Source organism: Burkholderia sp. AU45274, from assembly GCF_030482505.1.
GTDB lineage: Bacteria > Pseudomonadota > Gammaproteobacteria > Burkholderiales > Burkholderiaceae > Burkholderia.
On record NZ_JAUJQE010000004.1, the window covers coordinates 103,273 to 119,870 of the forward strand.

The window sequence follows — 16,598 nt, forward strand, 5'->3', positions numbered from 1 at the left end:
ACACGCGTCCGGGCAAAGCATGACGCGGCACGACCACGATGCCACCTTCTTCGACGGCGACAGACGCCTGAACCGCACTGCCCTCCATCTCGACAACCTGCCAGAATTGCGCGCGTCGCACACGCCGCCACCCAACCAGCGCGGTCGCCACGTGCTCGACCTCGAACGCGACCGCGCCCGGTTCAGTCGCGGAGCACCCTAACACGGCGCGTCGAGCGCCACGCATCCCGCCCCCGGCTATCAACGCATGGCCGACTGACTCGCGCAAGGTGCCTCCAAGCCGCACCGTACGTTCGACACGTTGACAATCCGGCCAATCACCAGTGGCTGCGCATTCGTCAACACGAATTCCACAGCAATCCCAAATCAACGCGCGACCTCGGCCCCAACTACCGAGGCACGCAACCGACAATCTCAATTTAGACAAATCTCGCCAGCCAATTTAACAATCAACAACAATCAACAAATCTCAAAAAAAATAAATCATTGAAAATCACGTGAAAAATAAAATAACCTTATCAACACAGGATTCCTAAAAAATGCAATCCCCTCAAATACAAAGAATCATCGCACACCACAGTTTCACATCAATCTTCAACTCTCAACCAAGGAGAAATAGATGTCTGAAAATAGCAAAATCATCATGAGAAAGGCGATCCGATCGACCGTAGCTGCTTGTTGCATGGCCGCTTCTTTACTTCACACCGGCATGGCCACTGCAGATGGTCTCGCAAATCAAATCCTCAGGGGGCCAAACAGCACCGACACCCGAGGATACACAAGCTGCTCCGTTTCTTACACAATGTGCATACAGCGATACGGGAGCAGACCCGGCAGCAACGCCGGTGTCACGCGATGCGCGGACTGCCTGAGAAAGTGCAACGTCTCGAACGGCTGGTGGCCCATGGTAAGCGGCTGCACCGTCTGAAATGACGATCCGGCTCGTCGCGAGCCCCACGATCCAAACCGGTGTTCCTTCGCAGATCAACAGCACCTACAACCACTCGCGGCGATTTCCTCATCCAGGAAGCCACGCACTATCATCTCAATATTCGTGAACACCAGGGCACCGAAATGAATCACGAGACCGATCGTCAGCCGGAAATCCACATAACGTTCTCCGAGTATTCTCTAGACACCGTTTCCTCAGCAATTTCAAGCGGAGAACTTTCTGGATCATGCATTCTCGTCGCCGGAAACTGGCATCTGGGTCCGCTCAAGGAGCGCAATGACCCCGCACTTGCGGAATGGTTCAGCGAGCATTTTGGCTACGTGCCGGACAATGTGACGATCGGCGATACCTCGACCGCCGTCAAAAATCAGGAAAGGGCTTGCGCATGGGTGAACCCGACTTCGTCCGAGGAATATGCGAACTTCCTGCACTGGGCAAGCATCTGCAAACTGCGGAATATATCGTTGATCCGATTCTCGGCCCAGGACATCCACCCTATCGGGATGGCGAGACTTGCCGTCACAGCGCCCCAAGCAGATCCGAATGAAATCGAGCTTTATGCCCGGGAATGGGCAAACCTGGTCGAAGAGAACGCCGACTTCAGACTCCTCAACCCGTCCGGGAAATTACGTTCGTTTTCGGCGTCCCACTTCGACAAATACATTACCGGCGCAACAAGCAATAACTGGACCTCCTCTCCGGAAGTGGTGCTGCACATCATGGAAACACTGGGCAGCGAGCATCAAGATTTCCCCGGCGACATTTTTCTCTACCATCGGATCGAAAAGTTCGTCACGTCCGGCATCGTGGAAAAACAGACAGATTCCGACGTCACACAAACCAAGATTCGGTCGACCTCCCGCTAATCCGCTGTTACATGAACGTTCGAGCCACAACGACCTGTCGCCATGTCGAAAATTTCGAAATCATTCACGGCATCACTCCTGCCATTCGCTCTCGCCGCCATTTGCGACAACGCACATGCTTCCCAGGAGGATCATCTGAAGCGGATTCTCCAGCAAAAAGTTCCGGAGCTTGAAATAGGCAGCGTCTCCCGATCACCGATCGGCGGGCTCTATGAAATCGTCGCAAATTCACGAATTTTCTACAGCAACTCTACCGGAACCTATATTCTCGTTGGCGACATAATCAACGCGTCCAGCCAGGAGAATCTGACGGAAACGCGGCTCAACAAGATGAACAGCGCAGCCCTCCGTGACCTGCCACTTCGACATGCAATCAAAATTCAAAACGGCAGCGAGAAACGCGTCATTTCGACATTCTTCGATCCGAATTGTTCGTTTTGCAAAAAAATGAGCCGCGAGCTGAACAAGATTCCGGACGCAACCTTGTATATTTTTCTGTACCCCGTGCTCTCCCAAGATTCCGTCGCCAAATCGGAGATGATCCTTTGTGCAGAGGACCCATCCCTTGCCTGGAGGACATGGGTGAAAAAAGGAACGATTGCGCGCGCGCGAACTTCATGCTCACCGGACGCTACCAAGGAACTCCTCTCGCTAGGAAAGAAACTTGGCATTAAGGGAACACCGACCACATTCCTGCCATCCGGGAAAAGAGTCGAAGGGTTCGTTTCCGGAAAAGAGCTGGCCGAAATCATGGACCTCCAATAGCGGTACCTGCCCCTTTACGCGCCGGAACAGCAAAAGCTGGTTTCCCGTTGCTCGCAGTCGATGTGCAAACCGGAAGACCACCGTCGCCGCCGAAGGTCGCTCATTCGCGACCTTCGGCGATTGCAACAACGGCGACATCGAGGTTCGGTTTCAGCGACGTCATCGCCACAATTGAGCACAATTTCCACACGATTTCGCGAGATTTTCTCGATTACCATGAACGGCTGATCCGAATCGACGCTTCCGCGCCCGGCACACACGACCTGTGTCGCGGTCGAACCGCGCCGCCGGCCGAGCTGAACGGTTCCTCCGGATCGGCAGCACGCACCGCCGACGCCCGACTTAACCTATCGGCATGCTCATGAATCAAACGTCCCGCCGCCGACGACGCATCGTGCTGGCCACCATCATTGCTGTGGCAGTCGCCGCAGGTGTCGCGTTATCGTTATTCGCGCCCGAGAAGCATCCGCAATACCTGTCCGCGCCCGTCTCGCGCGGCGATCTCGAGAACGCGGTGCTGGCAACCGGCGCGCTTCAGGCATTCAAGCAGGTCGACGTCGGTGCGCAGGTGTCCGGTCAGTTGAAGTCGCTGAAAGTCAAGCTCGGCGACAAGGTCACGAAGGGCCAGTGGCTCGCCGAGATCGATCCCGTGATCTCGGAAAACGCGCTGCGCCAGGCCCGCGCCAGCGAAGAAAGCCTGCGCGCGCAGCAGCAATCGACCGCCGCGCAGCTCACGCAGGCGGAACTCGCGTTCAAGCGCCAGCAGGCGATGCTGCCCGACGATGCAACCTCGCGCGAATCGTTCGAGGCCGCACGCGCGACGCTCGACGTGCAGCGCGCGACCCTCGCTTCGCTCGCCGCGCAGATCCGTTCGGCACGCATCCAGATCGAAACCGCGCAGGCCAACCTCGGTTACACGCGCATCGTCGCGCCGATGAGCGGCGAAGTCGTCGCGATCGTCACGCAGGAAGGCCAAACCGTCATCGCCCAGCAGCAGGCACCGGTGATCCTTAAGCTCGCGGATCTCGACACGATGACCGTGAAAGCGCAGATATCCGAGGCTGACGTGATTCGCTTGCATCAAGGCCAGTCCGCTTATTTCACAATCCTTGGTGAACCCGACAAGCGCCACTACGGTGCACTGCGCGCAATTGAGCCCGCCCCGCAGAACTTCGCGGATTCGCAAGCTAACCTCGGCGGCGGCACGAAGCCGAATTCGGCCGTGTTCTACAACGCGCTGTTCGAAGTGCCGAACCCCGAGCATCGGCTGCGCATCTCGATGACCGCGCAAGTCAACATCGTGCTCGGCAATGCACGCAACGCGCTCAGCATTCCGGCCGCCGCGCTCGGCGAAAAACGCAAGGACGGCACCTACGCGGTGCGCGTGCTGCGCGCCGACGGCAGCACGGAAACGCGCAACGTGCGCATCGGCATCAACAACAACGTGCGCGTCGAAGTCCTGGCCGGCCTGAAGGACGGCGAACGCGTCGTGATCGGCGAAGCGGCCGGTGACGACCACGCGCCGCTGGCGGACGTGGTGTGACGATGAGCCAGCCCCTGCTGAAACTCGCCGCCGTCACGCGACGCTTTCCGGCCGGCGACAAGGATGTCGTTGTCCTGAGCAACGTCAACCTGTCGATTCACGCGGGCGAGATCGTCGCGATCGTCGGCGCGTCGGGCTCCGGGAAGTCGACGCTGATGAACATCCTCGGCTGCCTCGATCATCCGAGCGAAGGCACCTACACGGTCGGCGGCCGCGACACGCACATGCTCGACAGCGACGAACTCGCGCAACTGCGTCGCGAGCACTTCGGCTTCGTGTTCCAGCGCTACCACCTGCTGCCGCACGTCGACGCGGTCGCGAACCTCGAAATGCCCGCGATCTATGCCGGCACGCCGCGCGCGGAACGGCACGCCCGCGCACGCGAACTGCTCGCACGCCTCGGGCTCGCGGATCGTGCGCACCACCGGCCCGGGCAGCTGTCCGGCGGCCAGCAACAGCGCGTGAGCATCGCTCGTGCGCTGATGAACGGCGGCCAGGTGATCCTCGCCGACGAACCGACCGGTGCGCTCGACACGAAAAGCGGCCAGGACGTGATCCGCATCCTGCACGAGCTGAACGCGCTCGGCCATACGATCGTCATCGTCACGCACGACAAGGCCGTCGCGCGCCATGCGAAGCGCATCATCGAGATCAGCGACGGCGAGATCGTCGCCGACCGGCCGAACCGCCACTATGCGGAAGCGCTCGCGGAAGCGGGCGTCGACGACGCAGAAGCCAGCGCGCTACCCGCTCGCGATCACCGCGACACGCCACCGCCGCCCGCACCGGTCGACACCGATGCGCATCCCGAGCCCGGCACCCGCACGCGACGCTTCGCGGCCGGCTCCGGCCGCTTCGCCGAAGCGTGCCGGATGGCATGGATCGCGCTCGTGTCGCACCGGCTGCGCACGCTGCTGACGATGCTCGGCATCATCATCGGCATCACGTCGGTCGTGTCGATCGTCGCGATCGGCGAAGGCGCGAAGCGCTACATGCTCGACGAAATCGGCAGCATCGGCACGAACACGATCAACATCTATCCGGGCACCGACTGGGGCGACAGCCGCGCCGACGCGATCCAGACGCTCGTGCCGGCCGACGTCGCCGCGCTCGCCGAGCAGCCGTACGTCGACAGCGCGACGCCCGAAACGTCGCGCACGCTGCTGCTGCGCTATCGCAACATCGACGTGAACGCGCTCGTGAGCGGCGTCGGCGACCGCTTCTTCCAGGCGCGCGGGATGCGCTTCGCGCTGGGTGTCGCGTTCGACGAGGACGCGGTGCGCCGCCAGGTGCAGGTGGCCGTGATCGACCAGAACACGCGCCGCAAGCTGTTCGGCGCGACGCGCAACCCGATCGGCGAAGTGATCCTGGTCGACAACGTGCCGTGCGTCGTGATCGGCGTGACGGCCGACAAGAAAAGCGCGTTCGGCAGCGTGAAGAGCCTGAACGTGTGGGTGCCGTACACCACCGCGAGCGGGCGCCTGTTCGGGCAGCGCTATCTCGACAGCATCACCGTGCGCGTGCGCGACGGCCAGCCGAGCGCCGCCGCCGAGAAAAGCCTCGAAAAGCTGATGACGCAGCGCCACGGCCGCAAGGACTTCTTCACGTACAACATGGACAGCGTGGTGAAGACCGTCGAGAAGACCGGGCAGTCGCTCACCTTGCTGCTGTCGCTGATCGCGGTGATCTCGCTCGTCGTCGGCGGGATCGGCGTGATGAACATCATGCTGGTGTCGGTCACCGAGCGCACGCGCGAAATCGGCATCCGGATGGCGGTCGGCGCGCGCCAGTCCGACATCCTGCAGCAGTTTCTCGTCGAGGCCGTGCTCGTCTGCCTGCTCGGCGGCACGATCGGCATCGCGCTGTCGTTCGGGCTCGGCGCGCTGTTCTCGATGTTCGTCGCGCAGTGGAAGATGGTGTTCTCGGCCGGCGCGATCGTGACCGCGTTCGTCTGCTCGACGCTCACCGGTGTGATTTTCGGCTTCATGCCCGCGCGCAACGCATCGCGGCTCGATCCGATCGATGCGCTCGCGCGCGATTGAAGAAAGACCTGTCATGACGCATTCCTCCCCCCTTCACCGCCTGGGCGCAGTCGCGTGCGCGGCCGCGCTGCTCGCCGGCTGCGCCGGTGCGCGCCATGAACCGCTGCCCGCCGTCGCGATGCCGGCGAACTGGGAGGCGCCGGTCGCAGCCGGCGCACCGGCCACCACACGCGACTGGTGGCGCAGCTTCGGCGACCCACAGCTCGATGCGCTGATCGACGACGCGCTGCGCGCCAACAACGACCTCGCGATCGCGGCGATCCGCGTGTACCGCGCGCAGCTGCAGGCCGGGCTCGCGGATACGAACCTGACGCCGAACGTGTCGGTCGGCGCGAACGGCGCCGTGTCGCGCACGCTCGATACGCACCGGATGAGCCGGACGAGCGGCGTGACCGGTTCGCTCAGCTATGAAATCGACCTGTGGGGCCGGCTGGCCGCGCTGCGCGACGCCGCACGCTGGGAAGCCGACGCGACGGCCGCCGATCTCGAAGCCGCGCGGCTGTCGCTGATCGGCACGACGGCGTCGCTGTACTGGCAGATCGGTTATCTGAACCGGCAGATCGCGCTCGGCGACGCGAACATCGCGTATGCGGTCCGCACGCTCGCGGTCGTGCGGTCGCGGCACACGGCCGGCGCCGTGTCGGGGCTCGATCTCGCGCAGGCCGAACAGAGCCTCGCCGCGCAACGCGCCGCGCAGACGCAACTGATCCAGCAGCGCACCGAGAATCGCCACGCGCTCGCGATCCTGTTCGACCGACCGCCGCAGCAGCGCGCGGCCGAGCCGGCCGCACTGCCCGTCGCGGCGCCGCCGGAAGTCGTGGCCGGCCTGCCCGCGAGCCTGCTCGGCCGGCGTCCCGACCTGCGCGCGGCGGAATTCCGGCTGCGCGAATCGCTGGCACAAGTCGACGCGACGCGCACGAGCTTCTATCCGACCTTCACGCTGACCGGGCAGGCCGGCACGTCGAGCACGAGCCTCGAGCGCGTGCTGATGAATCCGGTCGGCACGCTCGGGCTGGGCCTGGCACTGCCGTTCATCCAGTGGAACACGATGCAGCTGCAGATCAAGGTGTCGAAGTCGCAGTACGAGGAAGCCGTCGTCGGGTTCCGCCAGAAGCTCTACACGGCGCTCGCGGAAGTCGAGAACGCGCTGTCGGCGCGTGTGCAGCTCGAACGCGAAGCCGAACAGCGCGCGCTGTCGCTGGCCCAGGCACAGCGCGCCGAACAGCTGGCCGCCGCGCGCTTCGCGGCCGGCGCGACCGCCGTGCAGCCGTGGCTCGACCAGCAGCAGCGGCTGCGCGATGCGCAAAGCGCCGACGAACTGACGCGCCTGAACCGGCTCAACAACCAGATGACGCTGTACCGCGCGCTCGGCGGCGGGATGTCCTGACCAAAGCGCGCACCGGCGCCGGCCGCACCGATCAGGCGCGACGTCATTCACACACGGGCGCTCGGCGTCGGGCCGGCGCGAACGCCACCGCGCTCGCCGTCGCAAGCACGGCCACGCCCGCCGCGCCGTACACCATCACCCAGCCGAACCCGTGCACGAGCGCCGCATGCAACGCCGCGCCGCTCGGGTCGGCCTGCGCGAGCGCCGGGGCGATCTCGTGCAGCCCGTCGGTCCGGCCGGACGCAATCTCCTGTGCAAGGCGGCGCAGCGCCGCGTCGCCGATCGTGCCCGCGACGCCGCTCTTCAGGCTCGCGACGATCCCCGCGACCAGCACGAAGCCCATCGCCGCGATGTTCAGCGCAAGCGAAATCATCCGCGCGCTCATGTCGATACCCGACGCCATCCCGGCCCGCGAGCTCGGCACCGCGCCCGTCGTCGTGTTGGTCACCGGCGTGTTCGTGAGCCCGAGCCCGATGCCGGCGATCACGCAGCCGGGCAGCATCGTGATCCAGCTGGCAGGGTCGGCCGCACTGCCGATCCGCATCAGCACGAAACCCGCCGCGATCGTGAACAGGCCGCCCGGGATCACGACGCCCGGCCCGTAGCGCAGCGCGAGCCGTTCGCCGAACGGCGGCGCGACCAGCGTCGGCAACGTGTACGCGAGCAACGCGAGGCCGGCCGTCACGCTATCGTAGCCGAGCGCCACCTGGAACCAGATCGGCAGGTAGATCATGAACGGCCAGAAGCTGAAGTTCATCCCCATCGAACCGAAGATCGCGCCGGTGAACGCGCGAATCCGGAACACCGAGAAATCGAACATCGGCCGCGCACTGGCGCGTTCCGCGATGAAGAAGCCGGCCAGCGCCAGCACGGTCGCGCCGAGCACGCCGAGGCCGGCGGCACTGGTGAGCCCGAGTTCCGCGCTTTGCGTGATGTAGAACGCGAGGCCGAGCACCGCGAGCGACAGCGTGACGATGCCTGCGACGTCGAGCCTGCCCGCGTGCGGATCGCGCGACTCCTGCACCGCGCCGCCGATCAGCACGAGCGCGACGGCCGCGAGCGGCGCATGGACGAGGAACACCCATGGCCAGCTTGCCAGCGCGACGATCGCGCCGCCGACGATCGGCCCGAACCCGAGCCCGATGCCGAACACGATCCCCCAGATCCCGAACGCACGGCCGCGCTCGCGGCCCTCGCGGAACTGGTGCGACAGCACCGCAATCTGGCAGATCAGCATCGCGCCGCCGCTGGCGCCCTGCAGCAGCCGGCCCGCGACGAGCACCGGCACGTTCGGCGCGAGCCCGCACAGCAGCGACGTCGCGCCGAACAGCACGGTGCCGATCACGTACACGCGCTTGCGGCCGAACCGGTCGGCGAGCGTGCCGGCCGCCATCAGCACGGTCGTGCACGCGATCGTGTACGCGTTCATGATCCATTGCATGCCGTTGAAATCGCCATGCAGCACGTGTTCGAGCGTCGGCAGGATCACCGGCACGCTCGAGATTTCGAGGCCGAACATCAGCGACGTGAGACAGACGGCCGCGAGCGCGACCGCATTCCTGCGGGAGTCGGATAGCGTCATGCGTATTGCGCCACGGCCCGGCAACGGGCCGCGCGCCTCCAGGTGAGAAGGATTCGCCGCGTGCGGCCGGCGACGCACGCTGGACGGGAATCGGTACTATAGTGAGAATCTTCATCCCCATTGACGCATGCATTTCTCCAGACTGGGGAATCACAGGACTCAATCCCGCCCATGACCGACAGACTCGACGGCGTGACGACCTTCGTCCAGGTAGTGGAATCGGGCAGCTTCGCGCTCGCCGCGGAGCGCCTCGACATGACGCGTTCGGCCGTCGGCAAGGCGATCGCGCGGCTCGAGAAGCGGCTCGGCGCGCGGCTGTTGCAGCGCACGACGCGCAGCCAGAGCCTGACCGACGACGGCCAGGCGTACTACGACCGCTGCGTGCGTGCGCTCGCGGAACTGGAAGCGGCCGAAGCCGACCTCGACTGCGGCCGCAACGAGCCGCGCGGCAAGCTGCGCCTGAGCGTGCCGCTCGCGTTCGGGCATCACTGCGTGATGCCCGTCGTGCTCGACCTCGCGCACACCTATCCGCATTTGCGGATCGATGTATCGATCACCGACCGTTTCGTCGATCTCGTCGAGGAAGGCATCGACCTCGCGGTGCGGATCGGCACGCTCGCGGACAGCACGAGCCTCGCGGTACGGCGGCTCGGCACGCAATACGGCAGCCTCGGCGCGGCGCCGTCGTATCTCGCCCGCTACGGGACGCCGAAGACGCTCGACGATCTGAAGCACCACCGGACGATCGCGTATTCCCGCTCGGGTGTGGTTCAGCCGTGGGACTTGCGCGCGCCGGACGGCTCGACGGTACGGATCGACATGCCGCACCAGCTCAGTTTCGACGACGTGCAGGCGATCGCGGCAGCCGGCGCAGCGGGGTTCGGGATCGCATGGCTACCGAGCTGGCTGCTCGATCACTACGTGAAGCGCGGCGAGATGACGGTCGTGCTCGACCGCTGCTTCGTCTGCGAAGGCGACATCCACGCGATCTGGCCGAAGACGCGCTACCTGCCGCGCAAGACGCGCTGCGTGATCGATGCGTTCGTCAACGCGATCACGCCGACGTTCGACGACTGAGCGGCGACCGGGTGACGGCACGCGGCGCCGCACACACCGGCGCGGCGTGTATCCACGTCACGCGTGGATGACCGTCCGCCTCTGGATGCCGGGCCTCGACGCCAACGCCACCGCAAACTGCCCCACACTCGCGGACCGCCACGCACCGCCGCTGTCGTTCACAAAGCAGCCGAAAGTGGATAGTCACCCTCCCTTTACCGCACATTCCGGATAGACGCGGAATTTCGGCCTCCCAAGAATTCGCACACAGCTCTGCCGATCGACTCGCGTGGCACGGCATTGCCGCCATGGCGGCACGCCCCGATCGCGCCGCTTGCCCTCTGCCGTCCGGATCGATCGAATTCCGAATCGTTTCGGCGCTTTCCGAGCTGAAAACCACGCGTCCGGCAAGCCGTGGTCGAGTCAATCCAACCATTCACGAGGAGATCATGCGAAAGATAGATCTGCAACAGGTCGTCGCCGACGCGAAATTGGGCCGGCTGCATTACGTCGTTTTGTTCTGGTGCGCGCTGTTCATCGTCTTCGACGGCTACGATCTCGCCATCGTGGGCATTGCCCTGCCTGCCATCATGGGAGAGATGGCCGTGAATCCGGCAAAGGCGGGATTCATGGTCAGCTCGGCGTTATTCGGCATGACATTCGGCAACATTCTGCTCGGGTCCGTTTCCGACCGGATCGGTCGTCGCAGAACCACGGCGCTTTGCGTCGTGCTGTTCAGCGTCTTTACGGTCGCGGCGGGAATCGCGCGGAACCCGGTCGAATTCGGTCTCGCGAGGTTCGTCGCGGGAATCGGCATCGGCGGCGTGATGCCGAACGTCATTGCACAGATGACCGAATATGCGCCCCGTCGCCTGCGCGGCACGCTGGTGGCCCTGATGTTCAGCGGTTACTCGCTGGGCGGCATGTTGGCGGCGTTGCTGGGCAAGACCATGATCGACAGCTACGGGTGGCGATCCGTGTTCATCGCGGCAGGCTTGCCGTTGCTCTTCGTGCCGCTGTTGCTGCGCGGCATGCCGGAATCGATGTCGTTCCTGTCCGGCAAGGGAATGGAGCGGGCCTTGGCCGACATCGCACGCCGGATCGATCCGGAATTGAAGATCGGCAGCGGTGACCGCCTGCTATGGCATCGACACGATGAAACGGGGCGGGCGCCGCTGAAGCTGCTGCTCGGCGACGGGCGTGGCCCCAGCACCATCATGTTCTGGATTGCCTGCTTCATCTGCCTCTTCATGGTCTACGCATTGAGCTCGTGGCTCGTCAAGCTGATGGCGAGCGCGGGCTACGGCATGGGCTCCGCGATGACGGTCATACTCGTGCTCAATCTCGGCGCCGTCGTGGGCGCAGTAGGCGGCGGCTGGATTGCCGACCGATTGCATATCAAGCGCGTGCTGATGACCATGTTCTCGCTCGCATCGGTTGCGATCATCCTGTTGAGTCATCCGTTGCCGACGCCAGTCACGCTGTTGCTTGCCGCGCTCGCGGGGGCCTGCACGATCGGCACGCAGATCCTTCTCTGTGCGTACGCGGGCCAGTTCTATCCGGGCGAGATCCGGTCGACGGGCGTCGGCTGGGTGCTGGGCGTGGGGCGAAGCGGCGCCATTCTCGCGCCGATTTTCATCGGGCTCCTGGTCGACATGCAGTTGCCGATCGACTGGAATTTCCTGGCGATCGGCCTGCCGGCCGTGCTGGCGGCGATGGCGGTACGCTTTATCGACGACAGTCGTTCCGCCGCGTTCCGGAGCGAGCCGCCACGGCCGGAAGGCGACGTCCGGTCAATCAGTCGAAGTTGATTCGACGACGGCCTGTGGTTCTGCGGCGGATTCCCGGCGCACTTCCCGTCGGGGTGGCGGGTCGGGCGATCGCCGGCGCAATCCGCCCGCTGCCGGCGCGAGCCGCGCACATGATCGCGGCGACAACCGGGAACGACATCGACACCGATCGATACGAGGCAGTGTCCGGTCGCAACTTTACCGAGTCAGGGAGCGTGCATCGCACGCTCCTGCGTCCGGCACGCGATGTCACCCCTGCCCCAGATCCTGCAGCGGATGCGCGAACAGCTTCCACGGCGACGTGAGGAAATGCCGCACGCGTTCGGCGCGCAGCTCGACGAGCGACGCGGGTGCCCAGCGCGGCTTGCGATCCTTGTCGACGAGATGCGCGCGCACGCCTTCGCAGAAGTCGCCTTCCTCGATCGCGCGCGCGACGATGCCGAGCTCCATCCGGAACGATTCGGCCAGCGTCATCTGGCGGCCACGCAGCAGCGCCTCGCGCGTCACGTACAGCATCGTCGGCGAATGGCCGGTGAGCGCATCGAGCGTCGCCTGCAGCCATTGACGGTGCTCGCGCGACAGCTCCTCGCGCGCAAGATCCTGCGTCAGCGTCGCGACGATCCGCTCGACGGTCGAGCGCTTGTCGAAATGACGCACGATCCACGGCATCTGGCTGTCGAGCGCCGCGTGCGGCACGACGTTGCACGGCGGCTCGAACACCTTGCGCAGCAACGGCAGCGCATCGCCTTCCCACTTGACGCTTTCGATGCGCGTCTCGAACGTGTCGAGCCACGCGGACGGCACGCACAGATCCGCGAGCTTCGCCGTGAGCGCGTCGGCGCCCGACAGCATCGCGCCGGTCAGCCCGACGTACAGCTCGAGTTCGGCCGGCATGCGCGACAGGAAATGCGTCGCGCCGACATCGGGCACGAGGCCGATACGCGTCTCCGGCATCGCGATCTTGCTGCGCTCGGTCGCGACACGCAGCGCCGCGCCCTGCGCGAGGCCCATGCCGCCGCCCATCGTCACGCCGTCCATCAGCGCGACCACCGGCTTCGGGAACGTATGGATCGCGTAGTCGAGCCGGTATTCGTCGACGAAGAACGGCAACCAGGTTTCGCGCTGCGCGACCATCCGGTACAGCGCACGCACGTCGCCGCCCGCGCAGAAGCCCTTCTCGCCCGCACCGCGCAGCACGACCGCGACGATCTGGTCGTCGTCACGGCAGCGCTCGAGCAGCGCGGCCAGCTCGCCGATCATCGGGTACGACAGCGCATTGAGCGCGGCCGGCCGGTTCAGCGTGATCAGCGCCACGCGGTTCACCACGCGAAACAGCACCTCCGGTGCGTGCTCCGCGAACGCGTCGTGATTCGTCACCGGCGTGCTCATCGTTGCGGCTCTCCGTCGTTGTGCCACTGCGGCGCGCGCTTGCCGAGGAACGCGGCCACGCCTTCGCGCGGATCGTTCGTGTCGAACAGGTCGACGAAACGTTCACGCTCGACCGCGAGCGCCGCGCCGCGCGGCACGCCGCGGCGCGCGAGACCGATCAGCTCCTTGCTGTAAGCGACCGCGTGCGGGCTCTGCCGTGCGACGTTGCGTGCCAGCGCCAGCGCGGCATCGCGTGCCGCGCCCGACTCCACGACGTCCTCGACGAGGCCGATCCGCAGCGCCGTGGCCGCATCGACACGCGCGCCGGTCAGGATGATCTTCTTCGCCCAGCCTTCGCCGACGAGCCAGGGCAGCGTCTGCGTGCCGAGGCCGCAGGGCAGCAGGCCGACCGACGGCTCGGGCAACGCCATCTGCGCATGCGTCTCCGCGATCCGCAGGTCGCACGCGAGCGCGCATTCGAGCCCGCCGCCCATCGCATAGCCGTTGATCGCCGCGATCGTCACGACGCGCGCGTCGTGCAGCGCCTCGAACGCCGCGCCGAAACGCGACGCCATCGCGCGCGCAACCGCGCGGTCGCCGTCGGCGAACGTGTTGAGGTCGGCACCCGCGCTGAAGAACTTCGGGCCGTCGCCGGTAATCACCAGCGCGCGCACGCGCGGGTTCGCATTCAGTTCGGCGACGGTTGCCTGCAGTTGCCGCAGCCCGTCGGCGGTAAAGGCGTTCGCGGGCGGACGCTTGAGCGTCGCGCACGCGATCGCGCCGTCGTCGACGTAGTCGAGTTCGATCATGAGGCGTCCTTCTTCGTTGCCGGTTGGTACAGGCGGATCACCGCCGAGAAATCGAGCTGGCCGTCGCCGCGGCTACTCATCGTCTGGTACAGCTGCTGCGCTAGCGCGCCGAGATAGACCGGCTGCCGCGCCTGCTTCGCGGCATCGTTCGCGAGGCCGAGATCCTTCAGCATCAGGTCGGTGCCGAAGCCGCCCGAGTAGCCGCGCGACGACGGCGCGGTGTCGATCACGCCCGGATACGGGTTGTAGGTGTCGGAACTCCAGCAGCGGCCCGTCGACGTGTTGACGATGCCAGCCAGCACCTTCGGATCGATGCCGAGCGCGACGCCGAGCGACATCGCCTCCGACACGGCGGCCATCGAGATGCCGAGCACGAGGTTGTTGCAGACCTTCGCGACCTGCCCCATCCCCGTCGCGCCGCAATGGACGATGTTCTTGCCCATGCCCGCGAGCACCGGCTTCACGCGCTCGAAATCCGCGTCGCTGCCGCCGACCATGAAGGTCAGCGTGCCGGCCGCCGCACCGCCGGTGCCGCCCGACACGGGCGCATCGACGAACGCGCCGCCGTGCTCGCGCACGAGCGCGCCGAACGCCTGCGCGCTCGCCGGGTCGATCGTGCTCGAATCGATCACGGTCGCGCCCGCGCCGAGGCCGGCGAGCACGCCGTTCTCGCCGGACAGCACCGAGCGCACGTGTGGCGCGGCCGGCAGCATCGTGATGACGAACGTCGCGCCCGAGGCCGCATCGCGCGGCGACGCGGCCACCTGTGCGCCGGCATCCTGCAGCGCGCGCAAGGCGTCGGTGCTCAGGTCGAACGCATGTACTTCATGGCCTGCTTTCAGCAGGTTCAGCGCCATCGGTGCGCCCATGTGGCCGAGGCCGATAAAACCGATTTTCATGTTCGTGTCCTCCGCCGCTCAATGCAGCCGGATCGTGGTATTCACCGGGCCGGCCGTCGTGTCGTCGTCGAACCAGCGCGCGGTGACCGTCTTGGTCTGCGTATAGAACTGCACGACCTGCTTGCCGTACGGGCCGAGATCGCCGAGCTTCGAGCCGCGCGAACCCGTGAAGCTGAAGAACGGCACGGGCACCGGGATCGGGATGTTGATGCCGACCTGGCCGATGTCGATCTCGCTCTGGAACTTGCGCGCAGCCGCGCCGCTCTGCGTGAACAGGCCCACGCCGTTGCCGAACGGGTTCGCGTTGACGAGCGCGATCGCGTCGTCGAGCGTGTCGGCTTCCATCACGACCAGCACGGGCCCGAAGATTTCATGCGTGTAGACCGACATGTTCGTCTTCACGCCCGAGAAGATCGTCGGGCCGACGAAATTGCCCTGCTCGTAGCCGGTCACCTTCACGTCGCGGCCGTCGAGTTCGAGCTTCGCGCCTTCCTTCACGCCCGCGTCGATCAGCGACAGGATGCGTTCCTTCGCTGCCTTCGACACGACCGGCCCGACGTCCGTGCCGGCTTCCGCGCCCGCATTGACCTTCAGCGCCTTTGCCTTCTCGACGATGTCCGGCAGCCAGTCGCGCGCGTTGCCGACGAGCACCGCGACCGACGTGGCCATGCAGCGCTGGCCGGCCGCGCCGAAGCCCGCGCCGACGAGCGCGTTGATCGCCTGCTCGCGGTTCGCATCGGGCAGCACGACGGCGTGATTCTTCGCGCCCATCATCGACTGCACGCGCTTGCCGTTCGCGCTGCCGAGGTTGTACACGTGCGTGCCGACCGCCGTCGAACCGACGAACGAGATCGCCTTCACGAGCGGATGCGTGCAGATCGCATCGACGACTTCCTTGCCGCCGTGCACGACGTTCAGTACCCCTTTCGGTACGCCGGCCTCGACCGCGAGCTCGACGAGTTCCATCGTCGACAGCGGGTCCTGTTCCGACGGCTTCAGCACGAACGTGTTGCCGCACACGATCGCCATCGGGAACATCCACAGCGGAATCATCGCGGGGAAGTTGAACGGCGTGATGCCCGCGCACACGCCGAGCGGCTGGCGCAGCGTGTAGGTATCCACCCCGCCCGCGACGTTCTCCGCGAACTCGCCGAGCTGCAGCGAACCGATCGAGCATGCGTGCTCGACCACTTCGAGGCCGCGGAAGATGTCGCCTTCGGCATCGGGAATCGTCTTGCCCTGCTCGGCCGTCAGCGTCTTCGCGATGCGCTGCTGGTTCGTGCGCACGAGATCCTGGAACTTCAGCATGATGCGCATGCGCGCGGCGATCGGCGTGTTCTTCCACGTCGCGAAGGCGGTGTGCGCGGCCTGCACGGCCGCGTCGACTTCCGCGACGGTCGCGAACGGCACGCGCGCGAGCACCTGCTGCGTCGCCGGGTTGACGATGTCGCGCCACTCGTTCGTGGCGGACTCGACGAAGGCGCCGTCGATCAGCAGCTTGACCGTCGGCACGTCTTTCGAATTCGCGTTCATCGATCC

General features: G+C 65.5%; 13 protein-coding genes. 8 read left to right on the forward strand and 5 right to left on the reverse strand.

Translation table 11 applies throughout. From position 1 onward, the window contains the following. The first annotated feature begins 19 nt into the window (after nt 1–19). The 6 genes from QZM35_RS16270 (at nt 20) to QZM35_RS16295 (ending at nt 7,555) form a co-directional block, all read left to right on the forward strand. Nucleotides 20–202 (forward strand): hypothetical protein, encoded by a 183-nt coding sequence (locus QZM35_RS16270; RefSeq protein ID WP_089426957.1) that lies wholly within the window; start codon nt 20–22, stop codon nt 200–202. 767 nt (nt 203–969) lie between these two features. After that, nucleotides 970–1,818 carry a DUF3658 domain-containing protein gene (locus QZM35_RS16275; protein WP_301776365.1) on the forward strand — a complete coding sequence of 283 codons (849 nt, stop codon included), beginning with the start codon at nt 970–972 and terminating at the stop codon, nt 1,816–1,818. Between the two features lie 42 nt (nt 1,819–1,860). Then, entirely contained in the window at nt 1,861–2,583 is a 723-nt protein-coding gene (locus tag QZM35_RS16280; RefSeq protein ID WP_301776366.1) for a DsbC family protein, read from the forward strand. A gap of 361 nt (nt 2,584–2,944) precedes the next feature. Then, the gene (gene macA, locus QZM35_RS16285) at nt 2,945–4,126 is read left to right on the forward strand and encodes a macrolide transporter subunit MacA (protein WP_089429049.1); all 1,182 of its coding nucleotides are present in this window, start codon (nt 2,945–2,947) and stop codon (nt 4,124–4,126) included. 2 nt (nt 4,127–4,128) lie between these two features. Further along, nucleotides 4,129–6,168, forward strand: a complete 2,040-nt coding sequence (locus QZM35_RS16290; protein ID WP_301776367.1) for a MacB family efflux pump subunit — start codon at nt 4,129–4,131, stop codon at nt 6,166–6,168. Between the two features lie 13 nt (nt 6,169–6,181). Continuing rightward, a complete protein-coding gene (locus QZM35_RS16295) occupies nt 6,182–7,555 on the forward strand; it encodes an efflux transporter outer membrane subunit (protein ID WP_089433048.1) in 1,374 nt (457 codons plus the stop codon). A gap of 43 nt (nt 7,556–7,598) precedes the next feature. Here QZM35_RS16295 and QZM35_RS16300 read toward each other — a convergent pair whose 3' ends face one another. Next, nucleotides 7,599–9,137: an MFS transporter gene (locus QZM35_RS16300; RefSeq protein ID WP_301776368.1), complete on the reverse strand. Its 1,539-nt coding sequence runs from the start codon at nt 9,135–9,137 to the stop codon at nt 7,599–7,601. A 171-nt stretch (nt 9,138–9,308) separates the two neighbouring features. Between QZM35_RS16300 and QZM35_RS16305 the strand changes: the two genes are divergently transcribed. Next, nucleotides 9,309–10,214 carry a LysR family transcriptional regulator gene (locus tag QZM35_RS16305; RefSeq protein ID WP_301776369.1) on the forward strand — a complete coding sequence of 302 codons (906 nt, stop codon included), beginning with the start codon at nt 9,309–9,311 and terminating at the stop codon, nt 10,212–10,214. A gap of 428 nt (nt 10,215–10,642) precedes the next feature. Continuing rightward, nucleotides 10,643–12,004 carry an aromatic acid/H+ symport family MFS transporter gene (locus QZM35_RS16310; protein WP_301776617.1) on the forward strand — a complete coding sequence of 454 codons (1,362 nt, stop codon included), beginning with the start codon at nt 10,643–10,645 and terminating at the stop codon, nt 12,002–12,004. A gap of 228 nt (nt 12,005–12,232) precedes the next feature. Here QZM35_RS16310 and QZM35_RS16315 read toward each other — a convergent pair whose 3' ends face one another. Genes QZM35_RS16315 through QZM35_RS16330 form a run of 4 tightly spaced genes read right to left on the reverse strand, consistent with a single transcriptional unit; the run spans nt 12,233 to nt 16,592 of the window. After that, nucleotides 12,233–13,372 carry an enoyl-CoA hydratase/isomerase family protein gene (locus QZM35_RS16315; RefSeq protein ID WP_301776370.1) on the reverse strand — a complete coding sequence of 380 codons (1,140 nt, stop codon included), beginning with the start codon at nt 13,370–13,372 and terminating at the stop codon, nt 12,233–12,235. Continuing rightward, complete coding sequence (locus tag QZM35_RS16320) at nt 13,369–14,160, reverse strand: enoyl-CoA hydratase (protein WP_301776371.1); 792 nt, start codon at nt 14,158–14,160, stop codon at nt 13,369–13,371. The genes QZM35_RS16315 and QZM35_RS16320 overlap by 4 nt, the downstream gene beginning before the upstream one ends. Beyond that, entirely contained in the window at nt 14,157–15,059 is a 903-nt protein-coding gene (gene mmsB / locus QZM35_RS16325; protein ID WP_174973646.1) for a 3-hydroxyisobutyrate dehydrogenase, read from the reverse strand. The genes QZM35_RS16320 and mmsB overlap by 4 nt, the downstream gene beginning before the upstream one ends. A gap of 18 nt (nt 15,060–15,077) precedes the next feature. Further along, nucleotides 15,078–16,592 carry a CoA-acylating methylmalonate-semialdehyde dehydrogenase gene (locus QZM35_RS16330; RefSeq protein ID WP_301776372.1) on the reverse strand — a complete coding sequence of 505 codons (1,515 nt, stop codon included), beginning with the start codon at nt 16,590–16,592 and terminating at the stop codon, nt 15,078–15,080. Between the last annotated feature and the right edge of the window lie 6 nt (nt 16,593–16,598).

Excerpts from the sequence above, each read along its gene's own strand:
- QZM35_RS16315 (WP_301776370.1), bottom strand. The coding sequence starts at position 13,372 with ATGAGCACGCCGGTGACGAATCACGACGCGTTCGCGGAGCACGCACCG.
- QZM35_RS16320 (WP_301776371.1), bottom strand. The coding sequence starts at position 14,160 with ATGATCGAACTCGACTACGTCGACGACGGCGCGATCGCGTGCGCGACG.
- QZM35_RS16330 (WP_301776372.1), bottom strand. The coding sequence starts at position 16,592 with ATGAACGCGAATTCGAAAGACGTGCCGACGGTCAAGCTGCTGATCGAC.
- QZM35_RS16295 (WP_089433048.1), top strand. The coding sequence starts at position 6,182 with ATGACGCATTCCTCCCCCCTTCACCGCCTGGGCGCAGTCGCGTGCGCG.
- QZM35_RS16270 (WP_089426957.1), top strand. The coding sequence starts at position 20 with ATGACGCGGCACGACCACGATGCCACCTTCTTCGACGGCGACAGACGC.
- QZM35_RS16280 (WP_301776366.1), top strand. The coding sequence starts at position 1,861 with ATGTCGAAAATTTCGAAATCATTCACGGCATCACTCCTGCCATTCGCT.
- mmsB (WP_174973646.1), bottom strand. The coding sequence starts at position 15,059 with ATGAAAATCGGTTTTATCGGCCTCGGCCACATGGGCGCACCGATGGCG.
- macA (WP_089429049.1), top strand. The coding sequence starts at position 2,945 with ATGAATCAAACGTCCCGCCGCCGACGACGCATCGTGCTGGCCACCATC.
- QZM35_RS16310 (WP_301776617.1), top strand. The coding sequence starts at position 10,643 with ATGCGAAAGATAGATCTGCAACAGGTCGTCGCCGACGCGAAATTGGGC.
- QZM35_RS16300 (WP_301776368.1), bottom strand. The coding sequence starts at position 9,137 with ATGACGCTATCCGACTCCCGCAGGAATGCGGTCGCGCTCGCGGCCGTC.
- QZM35_RS16305 (WP_301776369.1), top strand. The coding sequence starts at position 9,309 with ATGACCGACAGACTCGACGGCGTGACGACCTTCGTCCAGGTAGTGGAA.
- QZM35_RS16290 (WP_301776367.1), top strand. The coding sequence starts at position 4,129 with ATGAGCCAGCCCCTGCTGAAACTCGCCGCCGTCACGCGACGCTTTCCG.